26 protein-coding genes and 4 pseudogenes are annotated in these 25,531 nt (G+C 50.1%); 11 read left to right on the forward strand and 19 right to left on the reverse strand.

Going from position 1 to position 25,531, the window contains the following annotated elements:
• Positions 1 to 6: 6 nt before the first annotated feature.
• Positions 7 to 591, reverse strand: coding sequence for a nucleoside deaminase (locus BZG82_RS12025; RefSeq protein WP_198928554.1), 585 nt, complete (start codon positions 589 to 591; stop codon positions 7 to 9).
• A gap of 292 nt (positions 592 to 883) precedes the next feature.
• Here BZG82_RS12025 and BZG82_RS12030 point away from each other — a divergent pair, with 292 nt between their 5' ends.
• Positions 884 to 1,918 carry an efflux RND transporter periplasmic adaptor subunit gene (locus tag BZG82_RS12030; protein ID WP_241837373.1) on the forward strand — a complete coding sequence of 345 codons (1,035 nt, stop codon included), beginning with the start codon at positions 884 to 886 and terminating at the stop codon, positions 1,916 to 1,918.
• A 10-nt stretch (positions 1,919 to 1,928) separates the two neighbouring features.
• Complete coding sequence (locus BZG82_RS12035; protein ID WP_077765934.1) at positions 1,929 to 5,021, forward strand: efflux RND transporter permease subunit; 3,093 nt, start codon at positions 1,929 to 1,931, stop codon at positions 5,019 to 5,021.
• An 81-nt stretch (positions 5,022 to 5,102) separates the two neighbouring features.
• Here BZG82_RS12035 and BZG82_RS12040 read toward each other — a convergent pair whose 3' ends face one another.
• Positions 5,103 to 5,996 carry a LysR family transcriptional regulator gene (locus tag BZG82_RS12040; RefSeq protein WP_077765935.1) on the reverse strand — a complete coding sequence of 298 codons (894 nt, stop codon included), beginning with the start codon at positions 5,994 to 5,996 and terminating at the stop codon, positions 5,103 to 5,105.
• Positions 5,997 to 6,086: 90 nt separating this feature from the next.
• Here BZG82_RS12040 and BZG82_RS12045 point away from each other — a divergent pair, with 90 nt between their 5' ends.
• Positions 6,087 to 7,028 (forward strand): DMT family transporter, encoded by a 942-nt coding sequence (locus BZG82_RS12045; protein ID WP_077765936.1) that lies wholly within the window; start codon positions 6,087 to 6,089, stop codon positions 7,026 to 7,028.
• Here the strand turns inward: BZG82_RS12045 and BZG82_RS12050 are convergent.
• Positions 7,021 to 7,713 carry a response regulator transcription factor gene (locus BZG82_RS12050; RefSeq protein WP_077765937.1) on the reverse strand — a complete coding sequence of 231 codons (693 nt, stop codon included), beginning with the start codon at positions 7,711 to 7,713 and terminating at the stop codon, positions 7,021 to 7,023. The genes BZG82_RS12045 and BZG82_RS12050 overlap by 8 nt on opposite strands.
• 223 nt (positions 7,714 to 7,936) lie before the next feature.
• A pseudogene (locus BZG82_RS16630) lies at positions 7,937 to 9,178 on the reverse strand (NAD(P)/FAD-dependent oxidoreductase).
• Between the two features lie 304 nt (positions 9,179 to 9,482).
• Between BZG82_RS16630 and BZG82_RS12060 the strand changes: the two are divergent.
• From BZG82_RS12060 to BZG82_RS12075, 4 genes are all read left to right on the forward strand, one after another.
• The gene (locus BZG82_RS12060) at positions 9,483 to 10,709 is read left to right on the forward strand and encodes an ATP-grasp domain-containing protein (protein WP_077480135.1); all 1,227 of its coding nucleotides are present in this window, start codon (positions 9,483 to 9,485) and stop codon (positions 10,707 to 10,709) included.
• Positions 10,702 to 12,690, forward strand: a complete 1,989-nt coding sequence (locus BZG82_RS12065) for a hypothetical protein (RefSeq protein ID WP_077765938.1) — start codon at positions 10,702 to 10,704, stop codon at positions 12,688 to 12,690. The genes BZG82_RS12060 and BZG82_RS12065 overlap by 8 nt, the downstream gene beginning before the upstream one ends.
• A 128-nt stretch (positions 12,691 to 12,818) precedes the next feature.
• Positions 12,819 to 13,826 carry an amidoligase family protein gene (locus tag BZG82_RS12070; RefSeq protein WP_077765939.1) on the forward strand — a complete coding sequence of 336 codons (1,008 nt, stop codon included), beginning with the start codon at positions 12,819 to 12,821 and terminating at the stop codon, positions 13,824 to 13,826.
• The gene (locus BZG82_RS12075) at positions 13,802 to 14,500 is read left to right on the forward strand and encodes a gamma-glutamyl-gamma-aminobutyrate hydrolase family protein (protein WP_077765940.1); all 699 of its coding nucleotides are present in this window, start codon (positions 13,802 to 13,804) and stop codon (positions 14,498 to 14,500) included. Before BZG82_RS12070 ends, BZG82_RS12075 begins: the two co-directional genes overlap by 25 nt.
• 67 nt (positions 14,501 to 14,567) lie before the next feature.
• Here BZG82_RS12075 and BZG82_RS12080 read toward each other — a convergent pair whose 3' ends face one another.
• From BZG82_RS12080 to BZG82_RS12130, 11 genes and pseudogenes are all read right to left on the reverse strand, one after another.
• A complete protein-coding gene (locus BZG82_RS12080; RefSeq protein ID WP_077457991.1) occupies positions 14,568 to 15,041 on the reverse strand; it encodes a 2TM domain-containing protein in 474 nt (157 codons plus the stop codon).
• Between the two features lie 145 nt (positions 15,042 to 15,186).
• Positions 15,187 to 15,402 (reverse strand): VF530 family DNA-binding protein, encoded by a 216-nt coding sequence (locus tag BZG82_RS12085; RefSeq protein WP_046073336.1) that lies wholly within the window; start codon positions 15,400 to 15,402, stop codon positions 15,187 to 15,189.
• A 76-nt stretch (positions 15,403 to 15,478) separates the two neighbouring features.
• On the reverse strand, positions 15,479 to 16,087 hold the full coding sequence (locus BZG82_RS12090; RefSeq protein WP_077765941.1) for a GNAT family N-acetyltransferase: 609 nt from the start codon (positions 16,085 to 16,087) through the stop codon (positions 15,479 to 15,481).
• 3 nt (positions 16,088 to 16,090) lie between these two features.
• Positions 16,091 to 16,555, reverse strand: a complete 465-nt coding sequence (locus tag BZG82_RS12095; RefSeq protein WP_077480129.1) for an NUDIX hydrolase — start codon at positions 16,553 to 16,555, stop codon at positions 16,091 to 16,093.
• The gene (locus BZG82_RS12100) at positions 16,555 to 17,139 is read right to left on the reverse strand and encodes a GNAT family N-acetyltransferase (RefSeq protein ID WP_443216484.1); all 585 of its coding nucleotides are present in this window, start codon (positions 17,137 to 17,139) and stop codon (positions 16,555 to 16,557) included. The genes BZG82_RS12095 and BZG82_RS12100 overlap by 1 nt, the downstream gene beginning before the upstream one ends.
• Positions 17,128 to 17,643 (reverse strand): annotated as a pseudogene (locus BZG82_RS12105) (GNAT family N-acetyltransferase); the annotation flags it as partial. The pseudogene BZG82_RS12105 and the gene BZG82_RS12100, both read right to left, overlap by 12 nt.
• A gap of 133 nt (positions 17,644 to 17,776) precedes the next feature.
• Positions 17,777 to 18,325: a hypothetical protein gene (locus BZG82_RS12110; protein WP_077480127.1), complete on the reverse strand. Its 549-nt coding sequence runs from the start codon at positions 18,323 to 18,325 to the stop codon at positions 17,777 to 17,779.
• Positions 18,325 to 18,861 (reverse strand): annotated as a pseudogene (locus BZG82_RS12115) (GNAT family N-acetyltransferase). Before BZG82_RS12115 ends, BZG82_RS12110 begins: the two are co-directional and overlap by 1 nt.
• Before the next feature lie 19 nt (positions 18,862 to 18,880).
• On the reverse strand, positions 18,881 to 19,468 hold the full coding sequence (locus BZG82_RS12120) for a GNAT family N-acetyltransferase (protein ID WP_077480126.1): 588 nt from the start codon (positions 19,466 to 19,468) through the stop codon (positions 18,881 to 18,883).
• Between the two features lie 14 nt (positions 19,469 to 19,482).
• Complete coding sequence (locus BZG82_RS12125) at positions 19,483 to 20,436, reverse strand: hypothetical protein (protein ID WP_131825069.1); 954 nt, start codon at positions 20,434 to 20,436, stop codon at positions 19,483 to 19,485.
• Positions 20,437 to 20,626: 190 nt separating this feature from the next.
• A pseudogene (locus BZG82_RS12130) lies at positions 20,627 to 20,779 on the reverse strand (OsmC family protein); the annotation flags it as partial.
• A gap of 116 nt (positions 20,780 to 20,895) precedes the next feature.
• Between BZG82_RS12130 and BZG82_RS12135 the strand changes: the two are divergent.
• From BZG82_RS12135 to BZG82_RS12150, 4 genes are all read left to right on the forward strand, one after another.
• Positions 20,896 to 21,132, forward strand: coding sequence for an RNA recognition motif domain-containing protein (locus BZG82_RS12135; protein WP_069587544.1), 237 nt, complete (start codon positions 20,896 to 20,898; stop codon positions 21,130 to 21,132).
• Between the two features lie 230 nt (positions 21,133 to 21,362).
• Positions 21,363 to 22,118, forward strand: coding sequence for a substrate-binding periplasmic protein (locus BZG82_RS12140; RefSeq protein ID WP_077663070.1), 756 nt, complete (start codon positions 21,363 to 21,365; stop codon positions 22,116 to 22,118).
• A gap of 165 nt (positions 22,119 to 22,283) precedes the next feature.
• Positions 22,284 to 22,535 carry a hypothetical protein gene (locus BZG82_RS12145; protein ID WP_025739952.1) on the forward strand — a complete coding sequence of 84 codons (252 nt, stop codon included), beginning with the start codon at positions 22,284 to 22,286 and terminating at the stop codon, positions 22,533 to 22,535.
• On the forward strand, positions 22,532 to 23,359 hold the full coding sequence (locus BZG82_RS12150) for a TauD/TfdA dioxygenase family protein (protein ID WP_077480122.1): 828 nt from the start codon (positions 22,532 to 22,534) through the stop codon (positions 23,357 to 23,359). The genes BZG82_RS12145 and BZG82_RS12150 overlap by 4 nt, the downstream gene beginning before the upstream one ends.
• A 13-nt stretch (positions 23,360 to 23,372) precedes the next feature.
• Here the strand turns inward: BZG82_RS12150 and BZG82_RS12155 are convergent, their stop codons facing one another.
• From BZG82_RS12155 to BZG82_RS12170, 4 genes are all read right to left on the reverse strand, one after another.
• Positions 23,373 to 23,882 (reverse strand): GNAT family N-acetyltransferase, encoded by a 510-nt coding sequence (locus BZG82_RS12155; protein ID WP_077480121.1) that lies wholly within the window; start codon positions 23,880 to 23,882, stop codon positions 23,373 to 23,375.
• Between the two features lie 62 nt (positions 23,883 to 23,944).
• Positions 23,945 to 24,424, reverse strand: a complete 480-nt coding sequence (locus BZG82_RS12160) for a GNAT family N-acetyltransferase (RefSeq protein WP_077480120.1) — start codon at positions 24,422 to 24,424, stop codon at positions 23,945 to 23,947.
• Positions 24,425 to 24,480: 56 nt separating this feature from the next.
• A complete protein-coding gene (locus BZG82_RS12165; protein WP_077480119.1) occupies positions 24,481 to 25,014 on the reverse strand; it encodes a GNAT family N-acetyltransferase in 534 nt (177 codons plus the stop codon).
• Between the two features lie 73 nt (positions 25,015 to 25,087).
• Positions 25,088 to 25,516 (reverse strand): bleomycin resistance protein, encoded by a 429-nt coding sequence (locus BZG82_RS12170; protein WP_077480118.1) that lies wholly within the window; start codon positions 25,514 to 25,516, stop codon positions 25,088 to 25,090.
• Between the last annotated feature and the right edge of the window lie 15 nt (positions 25,517 to 25,531).

A 25,531-nucleotide genomic window follows, 5' to 3' on the forward strand; every position in this document is an offset into this window, starting at 1 on the left:
CTCCTCTTATCCACGCTTGGCTAAACGTGCTTTGACGGCACTTACACCTTGCCAATCTTCTAACTCTTGTTCGGGGTGCTCGGATCGAAATTGCTGATACAGCGCAATGCCCTGCGGATCTTCCAGCACATCAACCGTCACGCCTTTCTCTTTCAGCATCGTCTCGTTACCGCTCGCACTGGTGACATCCCCCACCACCACGCGAGAAAAACCGCGCATGCTGATCAATGCCGCGCACACATCACATGGGCTTAAACTGGTAAACAAGGTTGTTTGGCTGAAGTCAATTCGCCCAGCATCACGTATCGCGGCCGTTTCGCCGTGATTGTAGGGGTGATTTTCTTGCACCAAGGTATTGTGCCCCTTACCTACGATTTGACTTGTTTCATTGTCAACAATCACCGCACCGATAGGGCACCCTCCTTCATCAGCGCTTTTTTGGGCCAACAACACCGCGATGCGCATCAAATCCGCATCGGTCAGTTTTTGGCTAAAGCTGTTATCCACCAGCACCGGCAAACTACGCGTTGGCATATGCGCAACGGCACGCAGCGCCGCTTCCGTTACCGTGCTATTTGCATTGAGTAGCATCGACGTTCTCCTTATTCGGCTTCGCTGATGACACTGACCCGAGCTAATCCACAAGATCATCAATTTACCACCAATGAATGAACCAAACAGTGATAAGGTTTGTATTGGTCAGTTCGATATTTGTTATTGGTTAAATCAACCTTTTGCGCCTTCGTCTGTACTTATAAGCCAAGGCTGGTGACAGCAATTCTGTTCAGGGATCTTTATGATAAAACGTTTAATTATTATGTTAGTCGCATGTGGTCTCCTTTTTGGGGGAATTTTTGCTTACAAAGCAGTAGGCAATCATTTTATGAACCAATTCTTTGACAACATGCCTGCCCCTACGGTCACCGTGACGGCCACTACAGTCTCAACCCACCCTTGGCAAGAACAACAAACCACCATTGGCAGTTTTGCGGCCATTAATGAAACCCAGCTAACTACCGAGGCAAGCGGCATCGTCAACAATATCTTGTTCGACAATGCGACATCGGTGAAAAAGGGACAATTACTGGTCACCTTGGATGCCAGCGTTGATGAGGCAGAATTACGTCGGCTCGAGTCCGTGGCAGAACTGGCACAACTTGAAATGCGGCGTTATCAGCGGCTATTTAGAGATAAAAACATCTCCGAGTCAGAGCTAAAACGTAAAGAAAGTGAAGCCAAACAAGCGATTGCCGCTGTCGACAGCCAAAAAGCGCGCATTGAGCAAAAGTCATTAACCGCGCCTTTCGACGGCATCATTGGGATCAGAGAAGTCAGTCTTGGCCAATTAATGTCCCCGGGGACAGCGGTTGCGACACTCACGTCAGTGACCCCGATTCACCTAAACTTTACCCTGCCCGAGCAGCAGCTCAGCACGCTGAAAAATGGTCAAACCGTTTCTGCCACGATTAGCGCACAGCCTGACGAGGTCTTTACCGGTACAGTGACTGCAATTTCGCCGGTTGTGACGCCATCGAGTCGCAGTGTCGATATTCAAGCCACCTTTGATAACCCAGATGCCGTTTTACGGTCAGGTATGTTCGCACGCGTGAGCCTTGATCAAGGTGAAGAAACGCAAAATGTCTTGCTGGCACCACAAAGCGCGATTCAATTTAATCCGTATGGCAACGCGGTATTCGTGATCCAAGAGCAAGACGATGCATTGACGGTACAACAGCGCTTTGTGCAAACGGGCGCGCGCCGCGGTGACATGATTGTGATTAAAGACGGCCTTCAACCCGGTGACCGTATCGTTACCTCCGGCCTCCTCAAGCTCCGTAACGGTAGCAACATCAAGGTCAGTGACAATGAGCGTGTTCAGCCGAGCGAAGATCTTGATCCCAACGTTGTGAATCAATAGGAGCGATTCGATGCGATTTACCGACGTCTTTATCAAGAAACCCGTCTTGGCCTCCGTAGTGAGCCTATTCATTATCTTGCTCGGCTTACGCGCCATCACCGACATGAATGTGCGTCAATTCCCCGAGATCAAAAATGCAGTGGTCAGTGTCTCTACCACTTATATCGGTGCAGATGCCGACCTGATCCAAGGCTTTATCACCACGCCGCTGGAGCGTGAAATCGCTGCCTCAGAAGGGATTGATTACTTAGTCTCCACATCAACCGCCGGTGTGAGCACCATCGAAGCCTATTTGCGCCTTGATTACGATCCGAATGAAGCACTCACGCAGATTGCCGCACAGGTGAATAAGGTGCGCTCAGAGCTACCTGATGATGCCCGTGAGCCCGTCGTCACCCTGCAGGTGGGGGAAACAGTCGCAGCGATGTACCTCGCGTTTTATTCTGACGTCCTCACTGATAATCAAATTACCGATTACTTGGTCCGGGTGGTCGAACCACAACTGTCGACGATTCCCGGCGTGCAGCGTGCTGATGTGTTGGGTGCCAGTAGCTTTGCCATGCGAATCTGGCTCGACTCGGTCAAAATGGCCGCGTACGATCTCACCGGTACGGATGTGATTACCGCACTGCGCAGCAATAATGTGCTTGCGACGCTAGGGCGCACCAAAGGCCAAGACGTAGCGATTGATTTAAACGCCGCCACCGACATTCATGACGTGAAACAATTTGAAGATCTGGTGATCAGCAGTGATGGCCAATCTGTTGTGCGTTTGAGTGATGTGGCGACCGTTGAGCTCGGCGCGGAAAGTTACCAAACATCGGTTAACTTTAACGGGCTCGATGCCACCTTTATCGGCATCGAAGTCTCACCAGATGCCAATGCGCTGGATGTAATTGAGGCGGTGAATCAGGTGTGGGATGCCGACATTACCACCCAATTGCCTCAAGGGTTGTCAGCGTATATCGCCTATGACTCAACCGAGTATATTGATAATGCCATTGATGAAGTAGTGATATCGATTATTCTCGCCTTAGCCATCGTAGTCTTTGTCATTTATGGCTTTTTAGGGTCGTTACGCTCGGTAATTATTCCTGCGGTCGCGATCCCCGTATCGCTCATCGGCACCTTCTTTTTAATGTGGCTGTTAGGATTTTCCATCAACCTACTGACACTGCTTGCCATGGTACTGGCGATTGGTGTGGTGGTTGATGATGCGATTATCATGCTTGAAAACGTGCACCGCCATATCGAAGAAGGTAAAAGCCGAACACAAGCCGCGCTGGAAGGCGCGCGCGAACTGGCGTGGCCGATTATCACCATGTCGACCACCTTGGTCGCGGTATTCCTGCCCATCGGCTTTGTTGGTGGCTTAACCGGGGTGTTGTTTGTTGAATTTGCCTTTACCCTCGCCGCGTCGGTGATCTTATCCGGCGTGGTGGCACTCACGCTCTCGCCCATGATGTGTGCCTATGTCCTCAAGCCCTATCAAGCGGACAAAGCGACTCAAGAACGCTCCCTTGAGCATTGGCTGGATAAGCAGTTTGACCGATTGCATCATCGCTACCAACGCACACTCCATAGCTTGTTGAATACCAATGCGGTGATCCTCACGTTTGGCGCGATTGTTTTAGTGTCTTGCTATTTTTTGTTTATCACCAGTCCTTCTGAGCTTGAGCCCGCTGAAGACCAAGGGTTTGTGTTCTCCATACTCGAAGCCGATAGCCAAACCACGCTGGATGCGTTGTCTGCCAGTACCGATGAATTAAACCGACTGATTGACGATGTACCAGAAATCGACAACGTCTTTATTATCAATGGCTCTGGCGGCACCAATAGCGCAATAGCCGGTATTGTACTCGCGCCGTGGGATGAGCGAGAGCGCAGTACCCAAGCGATCTTGGAAAACGAAATTCAGCCCTTTATGGACAGCCAACCGAGCTTAAGTAGCTTTGCCTTGGTGCCCCCTTCACTGCCGTCTCCGGGCGGCGGGACGCCGGTTGAATTTATTATCGGTTCGACGCAACCCTTTGAAGCGATTAATGAAGTGGCGAACAATATTGTGGGCAAAGCAATGCAGACTGGGCGGTTTATCTTTGTCGATACCGATTTGAGCATTGACCGCCCCAAACAAACGGTCAAGATCGATCGTGAAAAAGCGGCTTTGATGGGCGTGAGCATGCAACAGCTTGCCGCGGATATGGGCTCACTGTTATCTGGGGCGGATGCGGGACGCTTTTCATTGGAGAATCGCTCTTATCGAGTGATCCCACAAGTGGCGCGGAGTGAACGTCTCACGCCAGAACAACTGCGCCAGTTTTATACCCGCAACCAAGACGGCGAATTGGTTCAACTTTCAACGTTAGTGACCTTAGAAGAAAGTGTGCAGCCTCAAGCATTACGCGGTTTTCAGCAGCTGAATGCGGTGAAAATTTCCGGTGTACCGCGCCCTAGTGTTCCCTTGGGGGAAGCGCTGGGTGTGCTCGAAGAGATTGCAGCAACAGAATTGCCAGCAGGCTTTAGTGTTGATTATGCCGGACAGTCACGCCAGTTTATGAGCGAGGGCCAGCAACTGGTCGTGACCTTCTTCTTTGCTTTGATTGTGATTTTCTTGATCTTGGCGGCGCAGTTTGAGTCGTTTAAAAACGCGATCATTATTTTGGTCACCGTGCCAATGAGTGTCTGTGGCGCGCTGATATTTATCAGCCTAGGGTTTACTACCTTGAACATTTACACTCAAGTTGGCTTGCTCACTCTCGTTGGTCTGATTGCTAAACACGGGATATTGATCGTCGAGTTCGCCAATCAGCTCCAGCAAGAAGGACGGACCAAACGTGAGGCGATTGAAGAAGCGTCCGCCATCCGTTTACGCCCTATCTTGATGACCACGGCAGCGACGGTGCTCGCCATGATCCCGCTATTGATTGCCTCAGGAGCCGGTGCTGGCGCCCGTTTTGCCATGGGGCTAGTGATTGCTAGTGGGATGACACTGGGCACCTTGTTCACCCTGTTCGTGGTGCCTGCGATGTATCTGTTCTTAGCCAAAACCATCACGCCGGCATCCACCGAGTTGTCGCCAGCGCACACGCATCATAGCGATTAATCGAAAAATCGCACCCATTGGGGCCACTGCAACGTGGCCCCTTTAGTCTCGGGAAACAGCCCTTTGATGTCCGGTTACACACTAGGAGGACATAAAACGCGCGAGAACAAATTCCACCAGCAATCGAACACGCAAAGGCACTTGTTCTCGGTCTCGATAGAGCAAAAATAGCGTACGCGCTCGACTGCACCATTGCGGCAACACGCGCTGTAATTCGCCCTGTTCTATCAAAGGTAGCGCGGAATAATCAGGAATATAGCCGATGCCAAATCCGGCTTGCACGGCATGGGTTAACATCTGAATTTCATCCACTTCGGCACGTATGCCCGTGGTGGCTTGATAATCAAACGCTTCCCCCGTTTGATGGTGTGTGAGCTCCCAAACCGTCATCGGATGACAAATCACCACCGGCTGACCACTCAGATCATTGGGTGAGCGCACGTCGTGATAATCACTGTCTGGACTGGCGCACAAAATGAAGTGAATATCGGTGAGCGGCCGTGCAATCCAGTTTTCTACTACCGGATTCCCGACCCGAAACACCACATCCATGCCTTCCGCTTCAATATCTATCAAGCTATTGGAAAAGTTAAGATCCAGTTGAATCTCGGGGTACTCACGCATAAAGTCGAAAAAGACGCGGCGTAAAAACTGCTTACCGGCATTGATGGGTGCGCTGATACGAATTTTGCCTTGGGGGTGATGTTTCTCGCTCACCAAATCATCGCTCAGCGTCTGCAACTCATCGAACAACCCTGCGGCACGTTCAAAATAGCGATGACCAATTTGAGTCAGCGAGATACGATGTGCATCACGATTGAGTAAACGCAGAGCAAGATCCTGCTCAAGCTGGCGAATACGACGACTTAGGGTGGATTGCGGCATGGCAAGCTGCTGCGCCGCGGCTTTAAAACTCCCCAACTGCGCCACAGTACAAAAACAGCGCAAATCGTCTAACGAATAGCTAGGTTTCATTTTTGGAATCTACCGTTCTGATATTGCCGGTTTATTCATATTTTGAAACTTATACACTAGCGCACATCACTCAACAAGTCAGGTCTTGCTATGACAACTACTGCTTCACTGTGGAAAGCCGTTGCCCTTCTCATTTTATGTGCCTTTTTTTGGGGTAGCACTTTTCCTATTGGTAAAGATGCGCTGAATGAAGTGAATGCGCTCACCTTGGTCTTTTGGCGCTTTGCCGTCGCCGCAATTTGTCTAGGCTTTTATCTCAAACTCACCCGTACCCGCATCCCTACACTCAGCGCTAAACAATGGCTGTGGGCAACCACCGTCAGCGCTGTGGGGATTGGCGGCCTTAACCTCTGTTTGTTCACTGGACTCGAGTATACCCAAGCGACCAATGGGTCACTAATCATGGCGCTCAGCCCGTTGGTGACTTCACTTATCGCCTGCATCGCGATTCGCGCATTGCCACGTAAAGGGCAAGTTTTCAGCTTGGTGGTGAGTTTATCGGGCGTGCTCGTGGTGATCACCAATGGGCAGTGGCAGATGCTCAGCCAATTAAACTTTAACCAAGGTGATCAGATGATTTTCACTGGCATGTTTGCATGGAGTGCGTACACCTTCTTCAGCCAAGGCATTGGCCGCTGGATGCCGGTGATCCCCTACACGTTTTTGGGCATGCTGAGTGGCGCAACCGTCATTGGCATCATGTGTGCGCTTACCCCAAAGGTTCATCCATTTGGCGAAGTCTTGACTGCAAGTCCGCTGGCCGTCTCCGAACTCCTGTATATCGGTGTGCTGGGTACCGTCGCCGGTTACTTACTCTGGCTCAACGGCGTGCGCCATCTAGGTTCAGCCAATGCGGCACTCTTTTTTAACTTTGTGCCTGTGTTCGCGGTACTCACCGCGTTTTTGATGGGACAAGTCGTGAGCCAACTTCAGGTGGTGGGCATTGTCATTGTAATCGCAGGGCTGTTGCTGCCACGCCTTCCTCACCCTCGCCACTGGCGCGTTGCTCGAACGACAAGCGAGGCTAAATAAAGCAGTAGCCTTTCCCGTGCGCAGTTTGGAGCCTTTCGGCAGGGAAGCCCGCATCGGCCAATTTTTTTCTGATCCGGCTCAGGTGCATATCCAGACTACGATCATCTGGCGCGAAGGTTTTCTTCAATACTTGGCGATACAGCAGCGGTTTACTGAGGGTCGTGTCTTTATGCTGCGCAAGGAGCCACAGCAACTCAAATTGAAGCGGGGTCAATTTCACCGGCTGCTCGTTAACACGCACACGGTGCGTATCCTTTTGCATCCAGAGATTATCGATTTGTAGCTGCCCGGACGTATCTCGCATCGCAGACGTTGCATGGCGACGGTGCATGGCGATCGCTGAGCGCGCTAGGCACTCTTCCAAATCAACGGGCGTCGATAATACATCATCAGCGCCGGCATTTAGCGCCGCGACACGGTCGGCCGCCGCTTGACTCGCCATTAACGCAATAAACGGGCATTGCTCACTAAGCCAGCGCAATGTTTTGGTTTGAGCACCACCTTCCGGCACCCAGCTGATTAGCTGAACCGTGTCCCAATCCGGCATGGCATCATCAGGCCCAATCACAGTGACATCACAGCCATACTCGCGTAGTTTCGCTTCCAGAATGGCGATAAATGACATATTTTCCGGACCACGCACGACGATGGCGGGTTTGGCTATCGAGAAATACTCCTCGTACATGGATACTGTCCTAGCTGAGTTTGATAGCGGCGAAAATGCAGGGCAACCATGTCATCGAAAGGCGGCCTTGCAAGGGCAAAGCGATATTGTCTTATAGCTTCGCTATTTAAAGCAACTGAGAGTACGACGCCATTGGACGTTTGGGTTCACTCATCGTGCTTAAATGCTGCCAATTTCACCTGAACCAGCCCCATTTGAGCAGCAGAAACATTCGGCCTCAGACTTAAAACCGGTCGACACGATAAGGCTGCATATCAATTGATGTGTTCTCACCATCCATCATTTGTCCGATAAGTTTTCCAGTGACGGGCCCCAGCGTAAAGCCCTGGTGACCGTGGCCAAACGCGAGCCATAATCCGGGTTTATTCGGCGTGGGTCCGATGACAGGCTTCATATCCGGCATACACGGACGCCCACCTTTCCAAGGCGCCGCATCCACGCGGTCACCTAGTGGATAGAGCTCGCGTGCTACCTTTTCCGCTGCCGATAATTGCCGCTCGTTCAAGGGAGCATCCAATGCTGTCAATTCTGCCCCTGTGGTTAATCGCACGCCCGCGCGCATCGGTGCGAGCAAATAGCCCACTTCAGCGTCCATAATCCAATGATTGAGCGGAGTGTTAGCGTCACCTTGGTAGTGCATGTGATAACCACGTTTGGTAAACAAAGGTACCTCTATGCCTTGTTGGCGCAACCAGTAAGATGACCACGGTCACATCGCCATCACAACCTGATCCGCACGAAGGCGCGCGTGATCCGTTTCAATGACCCAATGTCCGTTTTCCTGCTTTAATGCTTGCAAATTGGCACGCTTTATCTCGCCGCCTTTGGCGATAACATCGTCGGCGTAGGCTTGCACTAAGGCTCCGGGATCGGTGACAGTCCAAGGTTGTTTCCAATGAATAGCCCCCGCTAGCTGCGCGGTTAAATGCGGCTCCAAAGTAGCGAGCTGCGCTTGATTGAGCACCTCATAGTCCACGCCGTAATTGGCATGATCAGACGCCGCACGCGCGCACTCTTCATCCAGCGCTTTTTGGCTGCGGAATAACTTAAGGTAACCTTGCTTGCGGATCAGCGATACCGCGCCCGCGGACGCGATCATTTCATCATGCGTATCGAGGCACTGCATGATTAATGCCGCATACTCGGGGACCAATTTTTTGTATTGGTTTTCACTCGAATGATGCCAATATTGCAGCAATGGATGCGCGGCACGCAGAACACTGGTGGGCCGATAACGAATATCGACAGCACGATTAGGTAACACACGCAGCAAGGTGGCAAGGTCGCGCGGAAAGGCGTAGGGCCGAACAGCTTCACGCTGAATAATACCTGCGTTGCCAAACGACGTTTCTTGCCCAGGCGCCATTCTATCGACGACCGTTACATCGTAGCCACGCTTCAACAAATGCCAAGCAACAGACACACCGACCATGCCCGCTCCCAGTACCACCACATTTTTGGCCATTTTTTCACTCCCTGAACACGCCAAGTCATTTATCTCCGCGGCGAAATTTATCCGCGTAATTCCTTGCTTTTACACATAACCAATAACGACATCAATAATAAAATGACGAGTTTTCCGGCGCGCTCTCAGTCCATTAACGATTGAGATCGCATTTGGTCAGCCGGCGGGTGAAAACGTTGCGCATGCAGTCGATTTCAGTCGTCCAACTGCACACTTTCCTGCTTTCTATCCTCAGCTTGCCTTAAAGACCACGCAGCAATATGTGACAGTGGTCACTCATGCTCAAAAAGTAAAAGGATGAAATATGGCTGACTATGATCCTAATAAAGGCTTCGTTGCCATTTTGGGGTGGAGCTTAAATGCCATTGACGCGATCAGCCGTTTCGATCGTCAGTACGTCGTCGTGGCGCCCACATGGGCTGAAGACTACGCAAAAGAACACGATATTCCTTTTTTGCCGTGGAATTTTGAGCGACTCAACGACCGCTCTTTTGAAATTGCCACCACCTTGCAAGAAATGGGCGTCGATGTCGCGATTCCACTGTTTGAAGAAACCGTGGAATGGGCAGGCGCCATTAACGCCGTTCTGCTTAAAAACCCTAAATTAATGGGCCAAGCCCTTCTCTTCCGCGATAAATCGCTGATGAAACGTCGCGCACAAATCGGCGGTATTCGTGTCGGTATCTTTGAAGAAGCACAAGATAAGTCCGATGTGGTCCGTTTTCTGCGTCGAGTGAACCAAGCCTTACTGAAACTGGATGGTGACCCAAACGATCCTATCCACCTCAAAGCGTTTGATAAAGCGGGCTGTGAAGGTCACTGGATGATTCGCGAACCGGACGACCTCGACCGTGTCTCGGATGAAGAGTTTCCCTTGTTGATGGAGAGCCACTTGGATGGTTGGGAGTTCGCCGTCGAGGCCTTTATTAAAAACCGAAAAATCCAGTTTTTAAATATCTCTGAATACGTCACGCTCGGCTACTCTGTGTTCGTGCCAGCCTCACCAGAGCTTGAAAAATACCGAGAGAAAGTGACCCAAGAAATTGAAAAACTGATTGATGCCTTTGATATCGACTTTGGCTTTATTCATCCAGAATATTTCGTCACCAAGGATGGCCGCATGTACTTTGGCGAAGTCGCCTATCGTCCACCCGGTTTCCAAGGCTTTGAAATCATTGAGCGTGTTTACGGTTTCAATTGCTATCAAGCCATGGTAGTGGCCTTTGACCCTAAAACCACCGACGAAGAATTGGAGGCTTTCTTCCCTACTCCGATTGAAGATGCCAAAGGCGTTGCCGGTACCTTTGGGGTCTACCCTCGACGTCGTGTTGTCAGCCAGCTTGCCATTCCTGAAGAAACAGAAAACCACGAGTACTTTGAATTTCATGAGCTTCAGTCACCGATGGAAAACAAAGTACCGAAGCGCAGTGCTTTCGGCACACACTGGGGTCTACTACACTTTTACGGAGATGATCCGCACGTTATGCGCGATCTATTAAAAGCACAGGAAGATCTCGACTTTTATGTCTAGCTTATTGAATAAGCTTGATCACGCTATCGAACAACTTGGTCAAGTCAGCACTATCGCTAAAGCCCGCCACCAGTTTCATGTTTTAGATATCTGTGGGCGGGTGCTAGGACAAGAAAATGGCATTGAAGCGCTATGTATGCGTATGCCTGCCTTGCAGGAGGCAGGCATATTTCAGGGAACCGATTGGGCTGAACCTGAATATCTGTTGGCAAACTTAGTCCCAGATACGTTGGCGTACGCCGAGAAAAACACCGTGGTACTTGACTGTTTAAGCCAGCTACGGATGCTCGCGATTGTTGACGGTCAACTGAGCACGACACGCGTTTCACCTGCTGACGCTCGACAGTTTCTCGCCAAAGTCCTGAGTCTCAACTTATCTTGGGTAATGGGCTTTTCCGATGAGTCTAGCCGGATACGGCTGGGTTCTCTCGCCCCTGCGATCAGTGAACTTTATCGATATCTACTCGCACATTTGGGGTATGAAACGATTTTAAGTGAGCTTGTAGACGAAGTCTGGCGAGTACTCGCCCAGCGTCCGATCCAAGTCAATCCCATCAAGACAATGATTAACCACATTTCTATTCTTGTGTCTCAAGAGCAAATCCAACTCGGTGACGCAAAGCTCGGGATTGATCGCTTAGTCAGCGCCTTGTATGGCCCAACACAAGGGTGCTACGACGACCCCGGCTTACCCGCTTATTGTGAACGCTTATCCGCCATGGATACGAACTCACTACAACAAGAAGCGATGGGTTTCGCGCGTGCCATGCACGATGTCGGGTTAGTCTCTGATTACCATGCGACCTTTTTACGCTGGCTACTTGAGAATGACCAGCCTGATGTCCTGCCTACCGCCTTGGGTCTGAGTAACACTGGGCTAGATTGTTTGGTCACCTACCGCCAGCTCGTTCATACCTTGATTCAAGAAGCTGTCCATCCGCAAACCGCTCAAGCGATTTACGGTCTCGCCATGATGTTAGAGCGCGGTGTTTTGTTCGATGCACCCGTCGCGCCCAGCCTGTGGCGACAAATTAATCTGACCCTGCATCCAGACGTCGCAAATGCGCTGTCACTTGCCTTTGGGGATCACCTTCCAGCCCGCGTCCACTTATTGGCTGGAGTCATGTCCGTGCTTGGTCAGCCGCTTGGTGTGGCACAAGGTAACAATCCAACCTGCCAATCAGCGCGGGCGATATCCATGTGGGCGTATAACGACCCGGATTATTTGCTGAACTCTATTGTACAAGTGGCCTGCAATAATAACTTGCGAATGCATTTTGAGGGGCAAACGCTGGACTCAAGTACCTTGTTGCAAGGGCTGAGTCAGTCACTGCCGATTGATACCGATCCGGTGTCCGTTGCACTCGTTCCTCATCTAGATAAGTTATATATTGAGATGGGTCGTCTGTGTGTAGGCAGACAAGAAGACCCTCACAAATGGATAAACCCAGAGTTTCACGGTTGGTATGTGGGGCGTGAATTCATGATTGCGGTTGACGTGCAGACCGGTATGTTAAAGGCGTTTGATCAATTTATTGAACGTTTCTATAGCCGCTACCACCCCTACTACAACGGCAATATACCAGTCATTCATCCCCAACCCGTAGGTATTGCCGTGACCAATAGCCAAGGGGTATTTGTGGGCTGGCACGCCATTACCTTGATACGCATCGCCCTCGATCAAGACAGCGTCATGCGGGTGTATTTTTATAATCCCAACAACGATAGCGGGCAGGATTGGGGGCATGATGTGGTGGTATCAACCCAAGGAAAAGGAGAGCAATACGGCGAAGCTTCCCTGCCCTTTGAACAGTTTTTGTCACGTTTATACCTATACCATGACGACTCTATTGCAGTAGGCACCTCGGCCGAACTGCCTGACGATGCGATCGGTCGCATCAAGCAACTCGCACTCGATAGCTGGGCAAAAGACAGGTATGTCGCCTCTGCCTCACCCGCTGCTGCGGCACCACCCCATTGAAAAGCACATTCAATGGCTTTTTCTACCTAAGCCACAAACGGTCAATAATTAGACAGCAACACCTTTAATTCTGTTGATACCGCCTTCATCACGTTTATTAGGCTTAGAAATAAAGGTGAGGATATTGAATGAAAACGCACACATCACGACTCACCCAACCACCTCGGGAGCACAATGCGCAAGGGGAGGCGCGTCGCGTCGGAGTAGAACTTGAACTAAGCGGCATGGAGCTAGACGAGATCGCACGCATCGTCGCAGATAAGTTGTCGCTCACGGTTAAAAAAGGAGGCCGTTACGATCGCCATCTAACTGGGGATGACGCGGGCGATTGGGTTGTTGAGTTAGATTATGCCAAATTAAAACGCCTTGGCCAGAGTGATAGAAGCGAGAAAACACTGGCCAATAAACTCGACCAGTCCGCCGAAGACGTCTTAGCGTGGGCTGCCAAGCTGGTCGTGCCGGTAGAAATTGTCACGCCACCTCTCCCGCTAGACCGCCTCGATAGCGTCGAGGATTTAATTGCTTCACTACGTCAACAAGGTGCCGAAGGAACCGAAGACAGTCCAGTTTATGCATTTGGCATGCAGCTCAATCCAGAGCTGCCAGATCTAAGCGCCAAAACGATTTGCGCGCACTTGAAAGCATTTTTATGTTTGTATGACTGGCTTTTAAAACGGGCCGACATTGATCTGTCGCGGCGCCTAACCAACTATGTCGACCCTTTCCCGAAAGCCTATATTGAACGCGTGCTAGCGGCTGATTATTGGCCAGATCTGAATACTCTGATTGATGACTATCTTGCCGATAATCCCACACGAAACCGTGCGCTTGATATGTTGCCCTTGTTCGCGCACCTCGATCCTGAGCGCGTCAATTCGGCCGTCAATGACGGGCTGACTAAGGCGCGACCCACGTTTCATTATCGGTTGCCAGACAGCAAAGTCAGCCAACAAAACTGGGGCATTCACGAAGCATGGAACGACTGGGTAGAGGTAGAAAAACTCGCCGCCGACCCTGCGCGACTCAAGGCGTGTTGCAAGGCCTATTTGGGGTATATCAATGACCCATTGGCACGTATCGTTAATAACTGGGCGGAAAAGGTGCACAATGTATGGATAAACCCGTCATCGCAATAACCGGCCCCAACAAAAGCGCAAGGCTGCCACGTTTTTTTGTTGCCGCGGCAGTCAAACTCTATGGTGGCAAGCCATTACAACTACACCCCGGTACCGCGCTGGATCCAGACGCCTATCATGGCGTGGTGATTACCGGCGGGCACGATGTCGAGCCTGTGCTGTACGCCGCCGAGCCCGAAGTGAAACCCAACTACGATTCTGAACGCGATGCCCTAGAGAGCGCAGTTATCAAAAGCGCGCTGGCAGGCCAAAAGCCCTTGCTGGGGATTTGCCGTGGCGCGCAACTTCTCAACATTTGTTTAGGTGGCACCTTGCACCAAAGCTTGCGCGAACAACGCAAAAAAACCTCTCATCGCTGGACAGTGTTCCCGATGAAAACCTTGTGTATATCGCGTGAAGTCAACGGCCATATCCAGCAACGGTTGGGGCAAGGCAGACGCAAAATAAACAGCCTGCACAACCAAGCAATTAACGCGTTAGGCGAGGATTTAACGGTAAGCGCACGTGATTTAGATGGTATTGTACAAGCCATTGAATCACCCAACCGCCCCTATACACTGGGGGTTCAGTGGCATCCAGAGTTCTTGCTTTATCTTGGCTGTCAGCGTGCGTTGTTTAAGGGCTTAGTCGAGCATGCAACGCGCTTCCAGCAGCGACAAGCGGCCTCTCAGTAAACATGTCTGTTAGTTGATGAAAAACAAAAACGCCGAGGCACATTCGCTCGGCGTTATCGGGCAGAGGTTAACGCTTTGACCGCGCGTTCAGTCGCTTCTCTATCTGACGTTTTTCCCACTTATCACCAAAGAGATCGACAATGCCCATAGCACTGACACCGTGGCTGACCACGGCAATCCCCCATCCCAATGCGACCCACCAAGCCCAATAATAGCCTGGTGTGGTTAGCCAGTTGATAATAAACAAAATCGCCAGCACGACCACATAGTGCGTCAAATGAGAATAAAAACCGCCGAGGGCGCGGACGCGCTTGGCAATCGCTCTTTCCTCTGAACTCATTGAAGTATCTGCCTGCATGTCTGTCTCCTTTTGCAAATCACTAATGTCGATATCAAACACAGCAGCCAACGATTTCAGCGACTCCAATCCGGGTTTGTGGCCGCGTTCGATACGTTGAATCGTTCGAACACTTAGCCCACTAAATTGTGCTAATTGGTCTTGCGACCACCCTTTTTGAACTCTGAGTGCTTTCACGTTCATCCTTGCTCCTTTGTGCTCTTCCCTATCGACACTATGCAAAATGGGGGCGACATTACCACGACAGCGCCCCGACACCTTAACGACAGTTATTTAAAATCAATAACTTAAAAAACACCGCCCGATAGCCAATCCGTATATTTTACCCTTAGCAAAAGGTATCAATATACAAGGCTTCGACTTTATCGCGCGCCCACTGTGTTTTACGCAAAAACTTCAACGATGATTTCATCGAAGGATCGTTAGAAAAACAGTTCACATTGATATGTTGGTAGAGGCCTGACCAACCATAGTGTTCAACCAAACGGGTCAAAATGGTTTGTAGGGTTAACCCGTGCAGCGGGTTATTGGGTTGTGTATCCATAAGGGTTCTCAGCAACTCGAGCACGCGCTCGTCAATAAAAGCGCTACTTTACGTGACGATATTGCAAAACGCGAATTTAACCACGGTAGCGCGCCAGCTTATAATCAAGGTTTAGCTTAATCGCCGGCCATTCGCTTTCGATAATAGAGAACACAACGGTATCACGGTATACGCCATTCACGATCTTGTGGTTACGCAACACACCATCTTGTTTGGCCCCTAAACGGGCAATGGCCGCACGCGATGCCTGATTCAACCAATGGGTGCGAAACTCAACGGCGATCACCCCCAAGCTTTCAAATGCATAAGCGAGTAATAACCGCTTACACTCGGTGTTTACCGACGAGCGGTGATAACGGCTGGCGTACCAAGTGTAACCAAGTTCCACGCGCTTATTGGAGGCATCCGCATTGGCCAATCGTGTTGACCCAATCACTCGCCCCGATTCTTTCTCAATCACGGCGAACGGCAATGCTTTATCTTTCGCTTTTTCGTCCAAGGCGCTAGCGATGTAGCCTTCCACCGATTCTGCGTTCGGGACCGAGGTATACCAAAGCTCCCAAAGCTTTCCATCGGTAGCGGCTTCAACTAATGCATCCGCGTGCGAGGCAGATAAAGGGACCAAGGAAACCGTGTCACCGTGCAATATGATGTCATCTTGAGTAAAAAAGCGTTCCATTCTCATGGTTCATTCCTGATGGTTAGGCAAGTTGACGCGATATAACGGGTTAACGGGCTGATCAACAAAGTAAGCCCAAACATGATCATATACGGCATGCTGATTTGGATACGGCGCCAAGGCTTTTGCCTCATCAAGTGAGCACCAGCGAAACTCGGTGTGTTCCTCATTAAGCGTGATGGCTTGATTATCATCACACATCACCACAAATACAGGGATAAGTTCGATCACATTCACCGATGCTTCGTAAAACTGCTCCAAAAATTGCGCGTTATATAAATCAGCCACCGCAATCTGGGTTTCTTCGCTAAACTCACGGACGATGGCGTCCACTCCGGTCTCACCCGCTTCAATCGAGCCCGCAACATGGCACCAGAAGCCACCTTTCACTCGCTTCATCAGTAGCATTTTTGTCTCCCCGTCAATACGAGAGAGCGCTACGCCCGAGACCACGGAAGTATTCACAGGGATCATTATTTCTCCTCTGTTTCAAATGCCGCCACTTTTGCATAAACCACAGTGCTAGAAATCGCACCGCTCGGCAGGATACGGTCATTGATAAGTATCGCTTCTTGATGATACCCACAGCGCTCGGCTACCGCACGGCTGCGGGTATTTTCGTAGGCAGTTTTGATTTCGACACGCTTGGCATTAAGGTCATTAAACGCATACTGCTCTAGCGTTCGCACCGCTTCGCTCATATAGCCAAGGCCTTCTTTGGAGCTGCGCAGCCAATAGCCTATTTCAAAATAAGGAATCGCGATGTTGCGGATGATTAAGCTGATCACACCCACCAGTTGCCCCGTCGATTTTTCAAAAATTGAGTAGCGTAGCTCATTGATAAACATGTCGAAGTCATCAATCGCTTGTTGGGTGTTTTCAATCGAGCTCGATTCGGTCAACGCGTGCGGAAGCCAATCCATAAAAGGCGCAAGGGTGTGCTGGCTTTCCAACACGGCTTCTAAAATTAAAGGCTGATGGGCCATATTAGGCGCCACCAGCAACAGACGGTCACTGTCCAGTTGGTCCACGCGCGGGGAATCATCCTTTATGTCCACCCAGTACCGCGCCAATGATTCATTGAACACTTCGCCATTAATGATGTTTTCCAACGTGCCGCCATTAGCTTCAATTACTTTGCGCGATGCCATATTGCCTTCATTCGCGGTAATTAGGGCGCGAGTGATCCCTAGCTCGCTCGCCTTGGGCAGCGCTAAGGCTAACATTTGCTTGCCGCATCCGCGTCCACGATATGACGGCGCAATATCGTAACCAATGTGTCCGGCTTCTTGAGATAGAAATGGCGTATTGATGTGATGGCGGATCCGAATCGCGCCAATGATTTGTTGCTCAGCATCAAGCAGCCAAAAATGACTACACGGCACATAACCTTTACGAAGGTTTTTACCCAATGCCTCATCCGATAACCGAGTCACGTAAGTGGGGAAATCGTCTTTCCCCGGCCGATAGTAATCGGCATTGTCGGGGTCAAACTGAGCAAAATCATCATAAAAACGTGTAAAGGCTGCTTGGTGATTGAGTGCGGGGGCGACTAATTCCATGTGCTTGTTCCAATTCTTGTCATAGAACAAGGCTATCTCATTGATATTAAGAAATAAACCCTTATTGGCCGCCTATCATCCGCCGCCTTAGCGCTCGCCACCTAGATGTGATTGAGTTGTTGATTGCCGCGCATCACTGCCAACGCATCACCGCATCAAACGTTTGACAATGTTGAACCGCTTGCTCCGCCTCTTGCAGATAAACTTGTTGGGCACTTGAGGTTGGATAGGTTAAATACTCGGAACATTTCGCACTTTGACCGTTACCCACCACAATCTTGGCGCCCGGTTGCAAGGTGCACTGTACCAATTTATCGAGCGGCGACCATTGATAACAAATCTCATAGTCTTGGCGATAATCCGCCACCAAGCCAGACGGTTGTGATAACGCCCACCAGTGACCAAACTGACTATGCGGGTTGGTGCTATTCCACGCACGATACACTGTTACCCCTTCAGTCGCCTGATATACCTTGCCTTGGCAAAGCTTCCCTTCCAATGGCTGACCCAGCGACGCCGCCAGTAGCGCTGGATCGTCCACGGCTACAAACTTATCTGCCAATGCGCTTGGCAACGCCGTGCTACCGACACATTCTGCAGCGTCGGTCGTTTCATTACCAACGGGCGTACTGGTACACGCTTGCAGTGTAACGATCAGTGCGCCAAGCAGTGCTTTTTTCATCATCCTTGCACCCATTCGTGTCGTAATATGGCGTAAACCACCGTATCCCACCACCGTTCTTTAAAGAAACGATGCTGATGAAAATGGGCCTCTTGTCGCATGCCAAGTGAACGACAAAGCTTGGTTGCAGCGAGATTATCGTAAATGGTCTCAGCGTATAACCGATGCACGCCCAAACAATCAAAACCGAAATTGGCCAGTGCGACAGCCGCCTCTCTCATTAGCCCCGCGCCCTAAGCCTCCACAGCTAAGCCGCACCCGATGGATGCTTGATGGTTGTCCTCAAGCCTTAAACCGACAGTGCCAATACATTTTTCTGATTGCTTGCAGATAACCGCCAACTGATAAGCCACGCGTGGATTTGCGTTGGCTTGTTCAATAAAGCGCGCGTGTAAGTCTCGGTATGTCTCTGGCTGGCAGTCCGTTTCGCTATAAAAACGCTGGTACTTCTGGTGTTGCGTTAAGTGAACAAACGCCTCTTCATCGCTCGGCTGCATGTCACGCAGCACAAGTCGACGTGTTTCAATCATAAACATCCTTGTCTCTCTTGTTGTTTTAGCTCAGCGCCTTAACCATGGTGGTGGCGCCTGAAAAGCCGACTAACCATTTTAGGTGCGGAAAGCGCTCTTCTTTAGTGGCGACAAAGCCTTTGGTTTCATAAAGCTTGCGGGCTCTGGGGTTACTATCAATCACATCCAACCGAACGCTTTCAAAGCCATGCGCTTGGGCATAATCCATAATGGCATCCAACAAGTGGGAGCCAATCCCCTGCCCGCGTACCGCGCTATCAACAGCAATGCCATCCATCACCAATTCATTGGGTGCCGCTTTACGCTCAAACAGCGCCAATACTGCACAGGCCCAAGTACCCTTGATGAGCCCCAAGCTATCGATCAGTTGTTTTGCGCCCATACCCTGTGTCAACGCGCCGGCTTGGGTTTGAAACCCAGCCAACCCCACCACCTTGCCGTTTTGCATAGCAGCAAACGAAAAGTCTGGGACGAAACATCGGGATAGTATCGCCACGCGCGCTGCCTGATTAGGGATTGCCCGTGCGAACTTCATCCCAAACGCCTGCTCATATAACTCAGCGACGTTTTGTGCTTGCTCAAGCGGCCATCCTTGCTGGGTCGCTATCTCCATTTCTGCCCTCGCCTTTAAAACCGGTACCGGAGGCTGGCTAGGCCATAGTGAAGCCAAGAAAAGTTATAGACTTCATCGTTATCCGCGCCGCCTTCTAGGGTGCGATAACCCAACGCGCCATACCAGCCATCACCAAGGTGATACTCCAACATTAGCGCCGCATCGACTGCTCGCCCCATGGGTGACCACGCGCCTTCCAGATCTAAGATCAACGCCGCGCGATCGGACAAGCGATATTGACCATATCCATGCAACAAGGGCACCACGCCAACGTTGGATTTCGTTGCTTTTGTTTCACCTTGCGCGAGGGTGATTTCTGCATCTCTCACCAATGCGGCGGCACCGACGCCCCACTGCCAAGGCCCCTGGTCGTAAAACGTCCAGCGGTATGTCGCACGATAGGTATTGAATTGATAGTCCGCATCAATGGCTTGCCCAGCAGCAAAACTCTGATCCTGAAACTGGATGCTTTTTGACAGCGTGCCGCGTCCATCGACAGATAAAGGCGCAAAGGTTAGGCGTACCGCATGCTGGGGATTAAAGTGATACGTGCCATATAAACGCACATAGGGCGTGGCAGACTGCCCAGTTAAATCGGTCATATCAAAACGAGTGCCGGTATCTCCGGGGATGCTGACATTATTTTTGCTAAACGCCACCCCACCCGTTTCAACGCGAAAATCCAACCCTTGCGCATAAGCACCCGTTGATAGTCCCCCCACAAACAACACACTCATGATTTGAGCTATCTGTTTGCACATCGTGTGCAAGTCTGAGCCTGCCCTAAGCCATTGTCGCTTGATCACATGGCGGTGAATGGCCTCACTGTCCTCGGCAAGAAACTCATCTGCGGTCCCCGCAAACTTTACTTGTTGGTCAGGTAACGATACCTGGCGAACACCCTCTATGTCTTCATTCTTTAGCGGAGCGACACTTATCTCGATAAGCTTACTGGTAGCGTCTGGCATGTTAGCTTTCATCATCCTTGTTATTGGTATAGGGCTCGCGCGTTAGTCTTCGTGATCAATAGTCTTAGCGGTCAATGCTGAGCACTCGAGGTTAGGGAGCACCGAACAACGCGCTGCTTCCATAAGAAAGCGGACATAAAAAAAGGAGCCCTGCTTAACAGTACTCCCTTATCATAGCTTGCCAGTTAGGTTAAATCACTGACAGTTCAACCTTAATATTACCACGCGTGGCATTAGAATACGGGCAGACTTGGTGTGCTTGTTCCACCAATGACTGCGCGGTGTCTTTATCCAGATCACCGACAGAAACCGCCAACTTCACGGCAATACCAAAGCCGCCATCAATATCGGAATACGAGCCTTTGACTCGCTTATTCATCACATCGCCAAACTATTACTTGGTCATGCCACCCTTTATTGAGACAATTGCCGCTGTTACTTCGACAATTACGGACAACAATGAAATTATTAGCTCGCAATCTTGCTCGCACCACCACCGAACACCAACTTCGTCAGCTGTTTTCTGAGTATGGTGATGTCACCGAATGTAATCTGGTACTGGACCAAGAGACTGGCGAATCCAAAGGCTTTGCTTTTGTGACCATGCCTGATGATACACAGGCTAAAGCCGCGATGGCGGCGTTACACTTAACCAGCGTTGCGAAAAGCAAAATCCGCGTTAAAGTCGCAAACTAACCGCGACACTCTCTTTTGCTATTCTCATCCACTGGGGTGGGAATAGTTCGCTATTAGCGTCAATACACACTGTGCTGACATCAGACCTCTTCATAATTCACCCTTCTCGTCCATCAAAACGCATATCCCAAAACGAACAATCCCTCGACATCGCTGTGCATTATCTATACTGGCATGACGTATCAGAAGTTTGCAGTAAACATGACACCAACACCGATTAGGGGTCCGTTATGAAAAAGATTATCTTTCTGTTTCTACTCTCGATGTCCTTTACCGCAAGTGCTCAGATCAAGTTAGTGACGCTCGAATACCCTCCCTACATCACGCGAGACGGTAATGTGGTCGATGGTGTTGCTGTGGAACTGGTTGAACGCGTTTTCAAAGAAATGGAGAAGCCCATCAGCATTCAAGTACTGCCATGGGGACGAGCGATAAACTATGTCGAAACCGGAGAAGCTGATGGCATTTTCACGGCATTTAAAACCGACGAGCGCGAGACATTTGCCCGCTATATTGATGAGGTACTGTTTGACCAAAATATCGTCGCCATTGGTAACAAAACCGCCAACGTAACTTGGGATAAAAACACCATTAATAAGTTTCAAATTTGCCTGATCAACAACGTCAGCTACGGAAAATGGTTGGATGATATGGTCGCGCAAAATCGCTTCAAAGGCGTCAGGCGCGTCAGCTCACCCGAACAATGCGTCCAACTCCTCCAAGCAAACCGTGTTGATTTTTGGGTCAACAATGAGTTTGGCGCCCGCTATGTTGCCGTTCAAATGGGCGTGCAATCGGATATTGCCATTCAAACGCCACCCATTGAGTCCACCCCCAGCTATATCGCCTTTTCTAAAAAAGGCCAGATGAGCGAGCAAGATGTGAAGCAAGTTAACGACACCGTTGCAAGCATGAAAGCAAGTGGCGAATACGATCGTTTAATTGAAGAATACTTCGAACAACTCGCATCCGCCTTGAATCAATAATTCCGACGCGTGCGCTCACCCACTTTAAGCGGTGAGCGCACCATTCAGCGAGCCAGCAAACTCAAACAGTAATTTGGGGACGCAATGGCTTAGAAGATTGACAGCCCGTCCCACACTCGTCACCATCATCACGGTGAGTTCTATTTTCAGGTCTGATCAATCAACATGGCAAAGCCGAATAAAAAAGGCCCCACTAAAACCATCGATATTTTCTGTAAACGTTGTAATGCGCCACTGTTTAAATATCGCAAAGGTGGCAAAGGTGCATTGGTGAAGTGCTTTAAAGAAAGGATTGTTGAAGATGCCACCACCACGCCGTGTCACTGCCCTCAATGCGAACAGCCCTTTGCGCGTGATACCCTAGTGCGAGGCACACCAGCCTATAAATTTATTGGCGGTAAGGTATGGTTCAAATGAAGATCACCCCTTTAGGCAATACGTTAGGGGCGCAAATCGATAATATCGATTTATCCCAGCTTTCAGAGGCTGAGTTTGCGGCGCTGTACCAAGCATTTTTACGCTACAAAGTGCTTTTCTTTCGCGAGCAGCCTCTATCTACCGACAACCATGTCGCACTGGCAAAACGCTTCGGCGAGCTTGAGCCACGTCACCCGTTTTTTCCGCACCTGCCCGACAACGAGCAAGTGGTCGTGATTGAAACCAGCCGCGGTAATCCACCCAGCCAAAGCTATTGGCACACCGACATGACATGGCAAGCGGTGCCGCCCAAGTGCTCGATTTTGCACGCGCAATATGTACCAGAACATGGCGGGGATACGATTTGGTGTGACATGGCAGCAGTATGGGCTGATCTCACCGACGAAGAAAAAGCCGAGCTACGCGAGCTCGACACCATTCACGCACTGCACGCCTTTGAAGGCAGCCGTTACGATCATCAAGACGCCGACGGCCAGAGTGTGGTGACGAAACGCGCTCAAGACTACCCACCGATTCGCCGTGCCATGGTGCAAACCCACCCTGAAACCGGCCAAGACGTGCTATTTATTAACGAGCAATTTACTCGCGCGATTGCCGATTGGCCAGAAGCAGCTAGCCAACAACGGCTTGCGACACTGTTTAGTCAAGCACGCCAATCGAAATATCACGTTCGCTTTCGCTGGCAAAAACACTCGGTGGCTATCTGGGATAATCGCGCCACCCAGCACTACGCGGTAACCGATTATGGTGACGCGCCCAGACGATTGCACCGCGTCACCGTTCAGGGGGACAGTCCTCAGTAACAACTCATGGCGCTCAGACGCGGGTATATTGATACAGATTGTTGCGATGCCCATAAAGCATGATTTGGCTTTGCAGCCGAAACCCTAACTTTTCAAGCAAGCGGTTTGAGGGTTGGTTGTCCGGTAAGGTAACGGCCTGAACAGTACTTAGTCCGCTCGCTAACAGGGTTGCTTCAAGCACCGCCTCGGCGGCTTCTGTTGCGTATCCTTGCCCGGTATAACGCGATAAAAACGCGTAGCCTAAATCTGGATATGCCAACTCATCGCGCTTAAGCACACCGCACATACCGATGGGCTCACCATCTTCCCGCCGTTCCACCAGATTTAAACCGAAGCCATGTGCTTGATAACTCGCGAGCGGCCCGTGACGGAGATACTCGATCGCATCTTGCTCAGTACGCACCTTTTTATCCGCGATATAGCGTATAAACGACGCATCATTAAGCAGCTCCACAATAAACGGCGCATCGTCGAGTGTAAACTGTCGCACATTGAGCCTTTTTGACCGGCATATCAGTGTCATAAATCACTCGCCTACTGAAACATTCTATCGCACCATAATCGCATATTGGCGCGAATAAGTATCTACGCCGGCAACCAACACTGATAAAAATCGGTCTTCGCATGTTTGGGGTTAGCGCGAACAAATTCCCAGCCGTGCTGGCGATAAAAGGCTAACGCACGATGGTTATCACGGCTTACAGATAGCAACGCTCGGCGGCACCCCGCGTTTGTTAAGGTAGTTTCGATATAGCGCTGCAGCAAAGGGGCCAGCCCTCGACCACGAAAAGCAGGTGCAAGGTAGATGAGATGCACATAACCCGTCTCAGGCTCGGTCGACGTACTGCGAAATTCAAGCTGCCCAGCCCATTCTCCATCGAAAAATATATGCCGATAAAACCACTCGGGCTGATTCATGCGTTTACTCACCCGTTCATAATAGCCCGTTAGAAAGTCTTCAAACCCCGCATCGGAGCCAAAGCTACACACAAAAGCGTCCCGACGTGCAGCTACGCAATAAGCAAAATCGGTTTCAAGATTGATGGGACGGAAAGTCAGGTGCATGGGTGTATCCTTACTCAAGATAATCTCTATCTCCATTACGCGCGCAAAAGTTAGTGCTAGATAGCACGGGTCATCGTTAACTCATCAACAGAATGACCATCGATTCGATAGCAATCCGACATATTGCCAATCACTTTAAAGCCACATTTTTCGTATAGTTTTTTGGCGGGTAGATTGTTAGAGAGCACGTTCAAGTCAAGCCATCTGACATGCTCTGTGTGTTGACAAAACACCACCACGGCATTAATTAATGCCGCCCCTACTCCTTGTCGCCTAATACGACTTTCAACTCCCATCCCAAGCATAACGCGATGAGCCTTGTATGGTTCGTTATACTGACGCAAGTCAATATGACCAACAATGGTATTATTCTCTTCTTTAGCCAACCATAGTTTTCTCCAGCCTGTCTGCCCTACCTCAAACTGAAATCCGTCTTGAAACTTCGCTTTTAACTCTTCGGATACATAGCTACATGCTTTAGAAAGCGGCTGGAAGCTTGGCGCACTGTTGGTGTTATTCTCTTCAAGCTGAGCATTCAGATAGACATAGAATGCTTCTAAATCTGCTGTCTTTGCCTCAACGATTTTCACTGGCTAGTTTCTCTGTCACATAAGTAATAAAAAACATGGCGATACTCACCCGATGTTACGTTTCGAACATTGATTACAAACCACCTTTTTCTTTCTCTCCGAGGAATTGACTAAAGCGTAATAAATAGCCATCGGGGTCTTGAACCAAAAACTCTCGTTGACCGCAAAGCACCGTCCCTTCGTCATACCAGTTTTCTTGTTGATCTTGATAAAGAGGAGTTTCAGACGCAACCAAGCGTTCTAGAACCGGCGAAATATCACTTAACTCTATTTGAAAATTAACACCTCGCCCGAGTGGGTAGACGAGTGCCCCTGTCTCCCATCCGGCGTCGTGCATTTGCTCAATCATAATATGAACCTTCTCATACTCTAAGTAAGCAAATTTTGGTGTGGTGCGTTGATTTCTAATTTTGAACCCAAGCAAACCCTGATAAAAATGGAGCGATCTTTCAAAATCACTAACAGTTAACTCTGGCACCATTGGATTACAATATTCTTCCATTAAACCCCTTTATAT

Source organism: Salinivibrio sp. PR5 (assembly GCF_001996085.1).
Classification (GTDB): domain Bacteria; phylum Pseudomonadota; class Gammaproteobacteria; order Enterobacterales; family Vibrionaceae; genus Salinivibrio; species Salinivibrio proteolyticus.

Coding starts and splice junctions, on each gene's coding strand:
- BZG82_RS12170 (WP_077480118.1), bottom strand. CDS start 25,516: ATGGAAGAATATTGTAATCCAATGGTGCCAGAGTTAACTGTTAGTGAT.
- BZG82_RS12085 (WP_046073336.1), bottom strand. CDS start 15,402: ATGGATACACAACCCAATAACCCGCTGCACGGGTTAACCCTACAAACC.
- BZG82_RS12090 (WP_077765941.1), bottom strand. CDS start 16,087: ATGAGAATGGAACGCTTTTTTACTCAAGATGACATCATATTGCACGGT.
- BZG82_RS12040 (WP_077765935.1), bottom strand. CDS start 5,996: ATGAAACCTAGCTATTCGTTAGACGATTTGCGCTGTTTTTGTACTGTG.
- BZG82_RS12135 (WP_069587544.1), top strand. CDS start 20,896: ATGAAATTATTAGCTCGCAATCTTGCTCGCACCACCACCGAACACCAA.
- BZG82_RS12155 (WP_077480121.1), bottom strand. CDS start 23,882: ATGACACTGATATGCCGGTCAAAAAGGCTCAATGTGCGACAGTTTACA.
- BZG82_RS12160 (WP_077480120.1), bottom strand. CDS start 24,424: ATGCACCTGACTTTCCGTCCCATCAATCTTGAAACCGATTTTGCTTAT.
- BZG82_RS12145 (WP_025739952.1), top strand. CDS start 22,284: ATGGCAAAGCCGAATAAAAAAGGCCCCACTAAAACCATCGATATTTTC.
- BZG82_RS12065 (WP_077765938.1), top strand. CDS start 10,702: ATGTCTAGCTTATTGAATAAGCTTGATCACGCTATCGAACAACTTGGT.
- BZG82_RS12125 (WP_131825069.1), bottom strand. CDS start 20,436: ATGCCAGACGCTACCAGTAAGCTTATCGAGATAAGTGTCGCTCCGCTA.
- BZG82_RS12035 (WP_077765934.1), top strand. CDS start 1,929: ATGCGATTTACCGACGTCTTTATCAAGAAACCCGTCTTGGCCTCCGTA.
- BZG82_RS12140 (WP_077663070.1), top strand. CDS start 21,363: ATGAAAAAGATTATCTTTCTGTTTCTACTCTCGATGTCCTTTACCGCA.
- BZG82_RS12110 (WP_077480127.1), bottom strand. CDS start 18,325: ATGAAAAAAGCACTGCTTGGCGCACTGATCGTTACACTGCAAGCGTGT.
- BZG82_RS12070 (WP_077765939.1), top strand. CDS start 12,819: ATGAAAACGCACACATCACGACTCACCCAACCACCTCGGGAGCACAAT.
- BZG82_RS12060 (WP_077480135.1), top strand. CDS start 9,483: ATGGCTGACTATGATCCTAATAAAGGCTTCGTTGCCATTTTGGGGTGG.
- BZG82_RS12025 (WP_198928554.1), bottom strand. CDS start 591: ATGCTACTCAATGCAAATAGCACGGTAACGGAAGCGGCGCTGCGTGCC.
- BZG82_RS12045 (WP_077765936.1), top strand. CDS start 6,087: ATGACAACTACTGCTTCACTGTGGAAAGCCGTTGCCCTTCTCATTTTA.
- BZG82_RS12050 (WP_077765937.1), bottom strand. CDS start 7,713: ATGTACGAGGAGTATTTCTCGATAGCCAAACCCGCCATCGTCGTGCGT.
- BZG82_RS12150 (WP_077480122.1), top strand. CDS start 22,532: ATGAAGATCACCCCTTTAGGCAATACGTTAGGGGCGCAAATCGATAAT.
- BZG82_RS12075 (WP_077765940.1), top strand. CDS start 13,802: ATGGATAAACCCGTCATCGCAATAACCGGCCCCAACAAAAGCGCAAGG.
- BZG82_RS12095 (WP_077480129.1), bottom strand. CDS start 16,555: ATGATCCCTGTGAATACTTCCGTGGTCTCGGGCGTAGCGCTCTCTCGT.
- BZG82_RS12030 (WP_241837373.1), top strand. CDS start 884: ATGAACCAATTCTTTGACAACATGCCTGCCCCTACGGTCACCGTGACG.
- BZG82_RS12080 (WP_077457991.1), bottom strand. CDS start 15,041: ATGAACGTGAAAGCACTCAGAGTTCAAAAAGGGTGGTCGCAAGACCAA.
- BZG82_RS12120 (WP_077480126.1), bottom strand. CDS start 19,468: ATGGAGATAGCGACCCAGCAAGGATGGCCGCTTGAGCAAGCACAAAAC.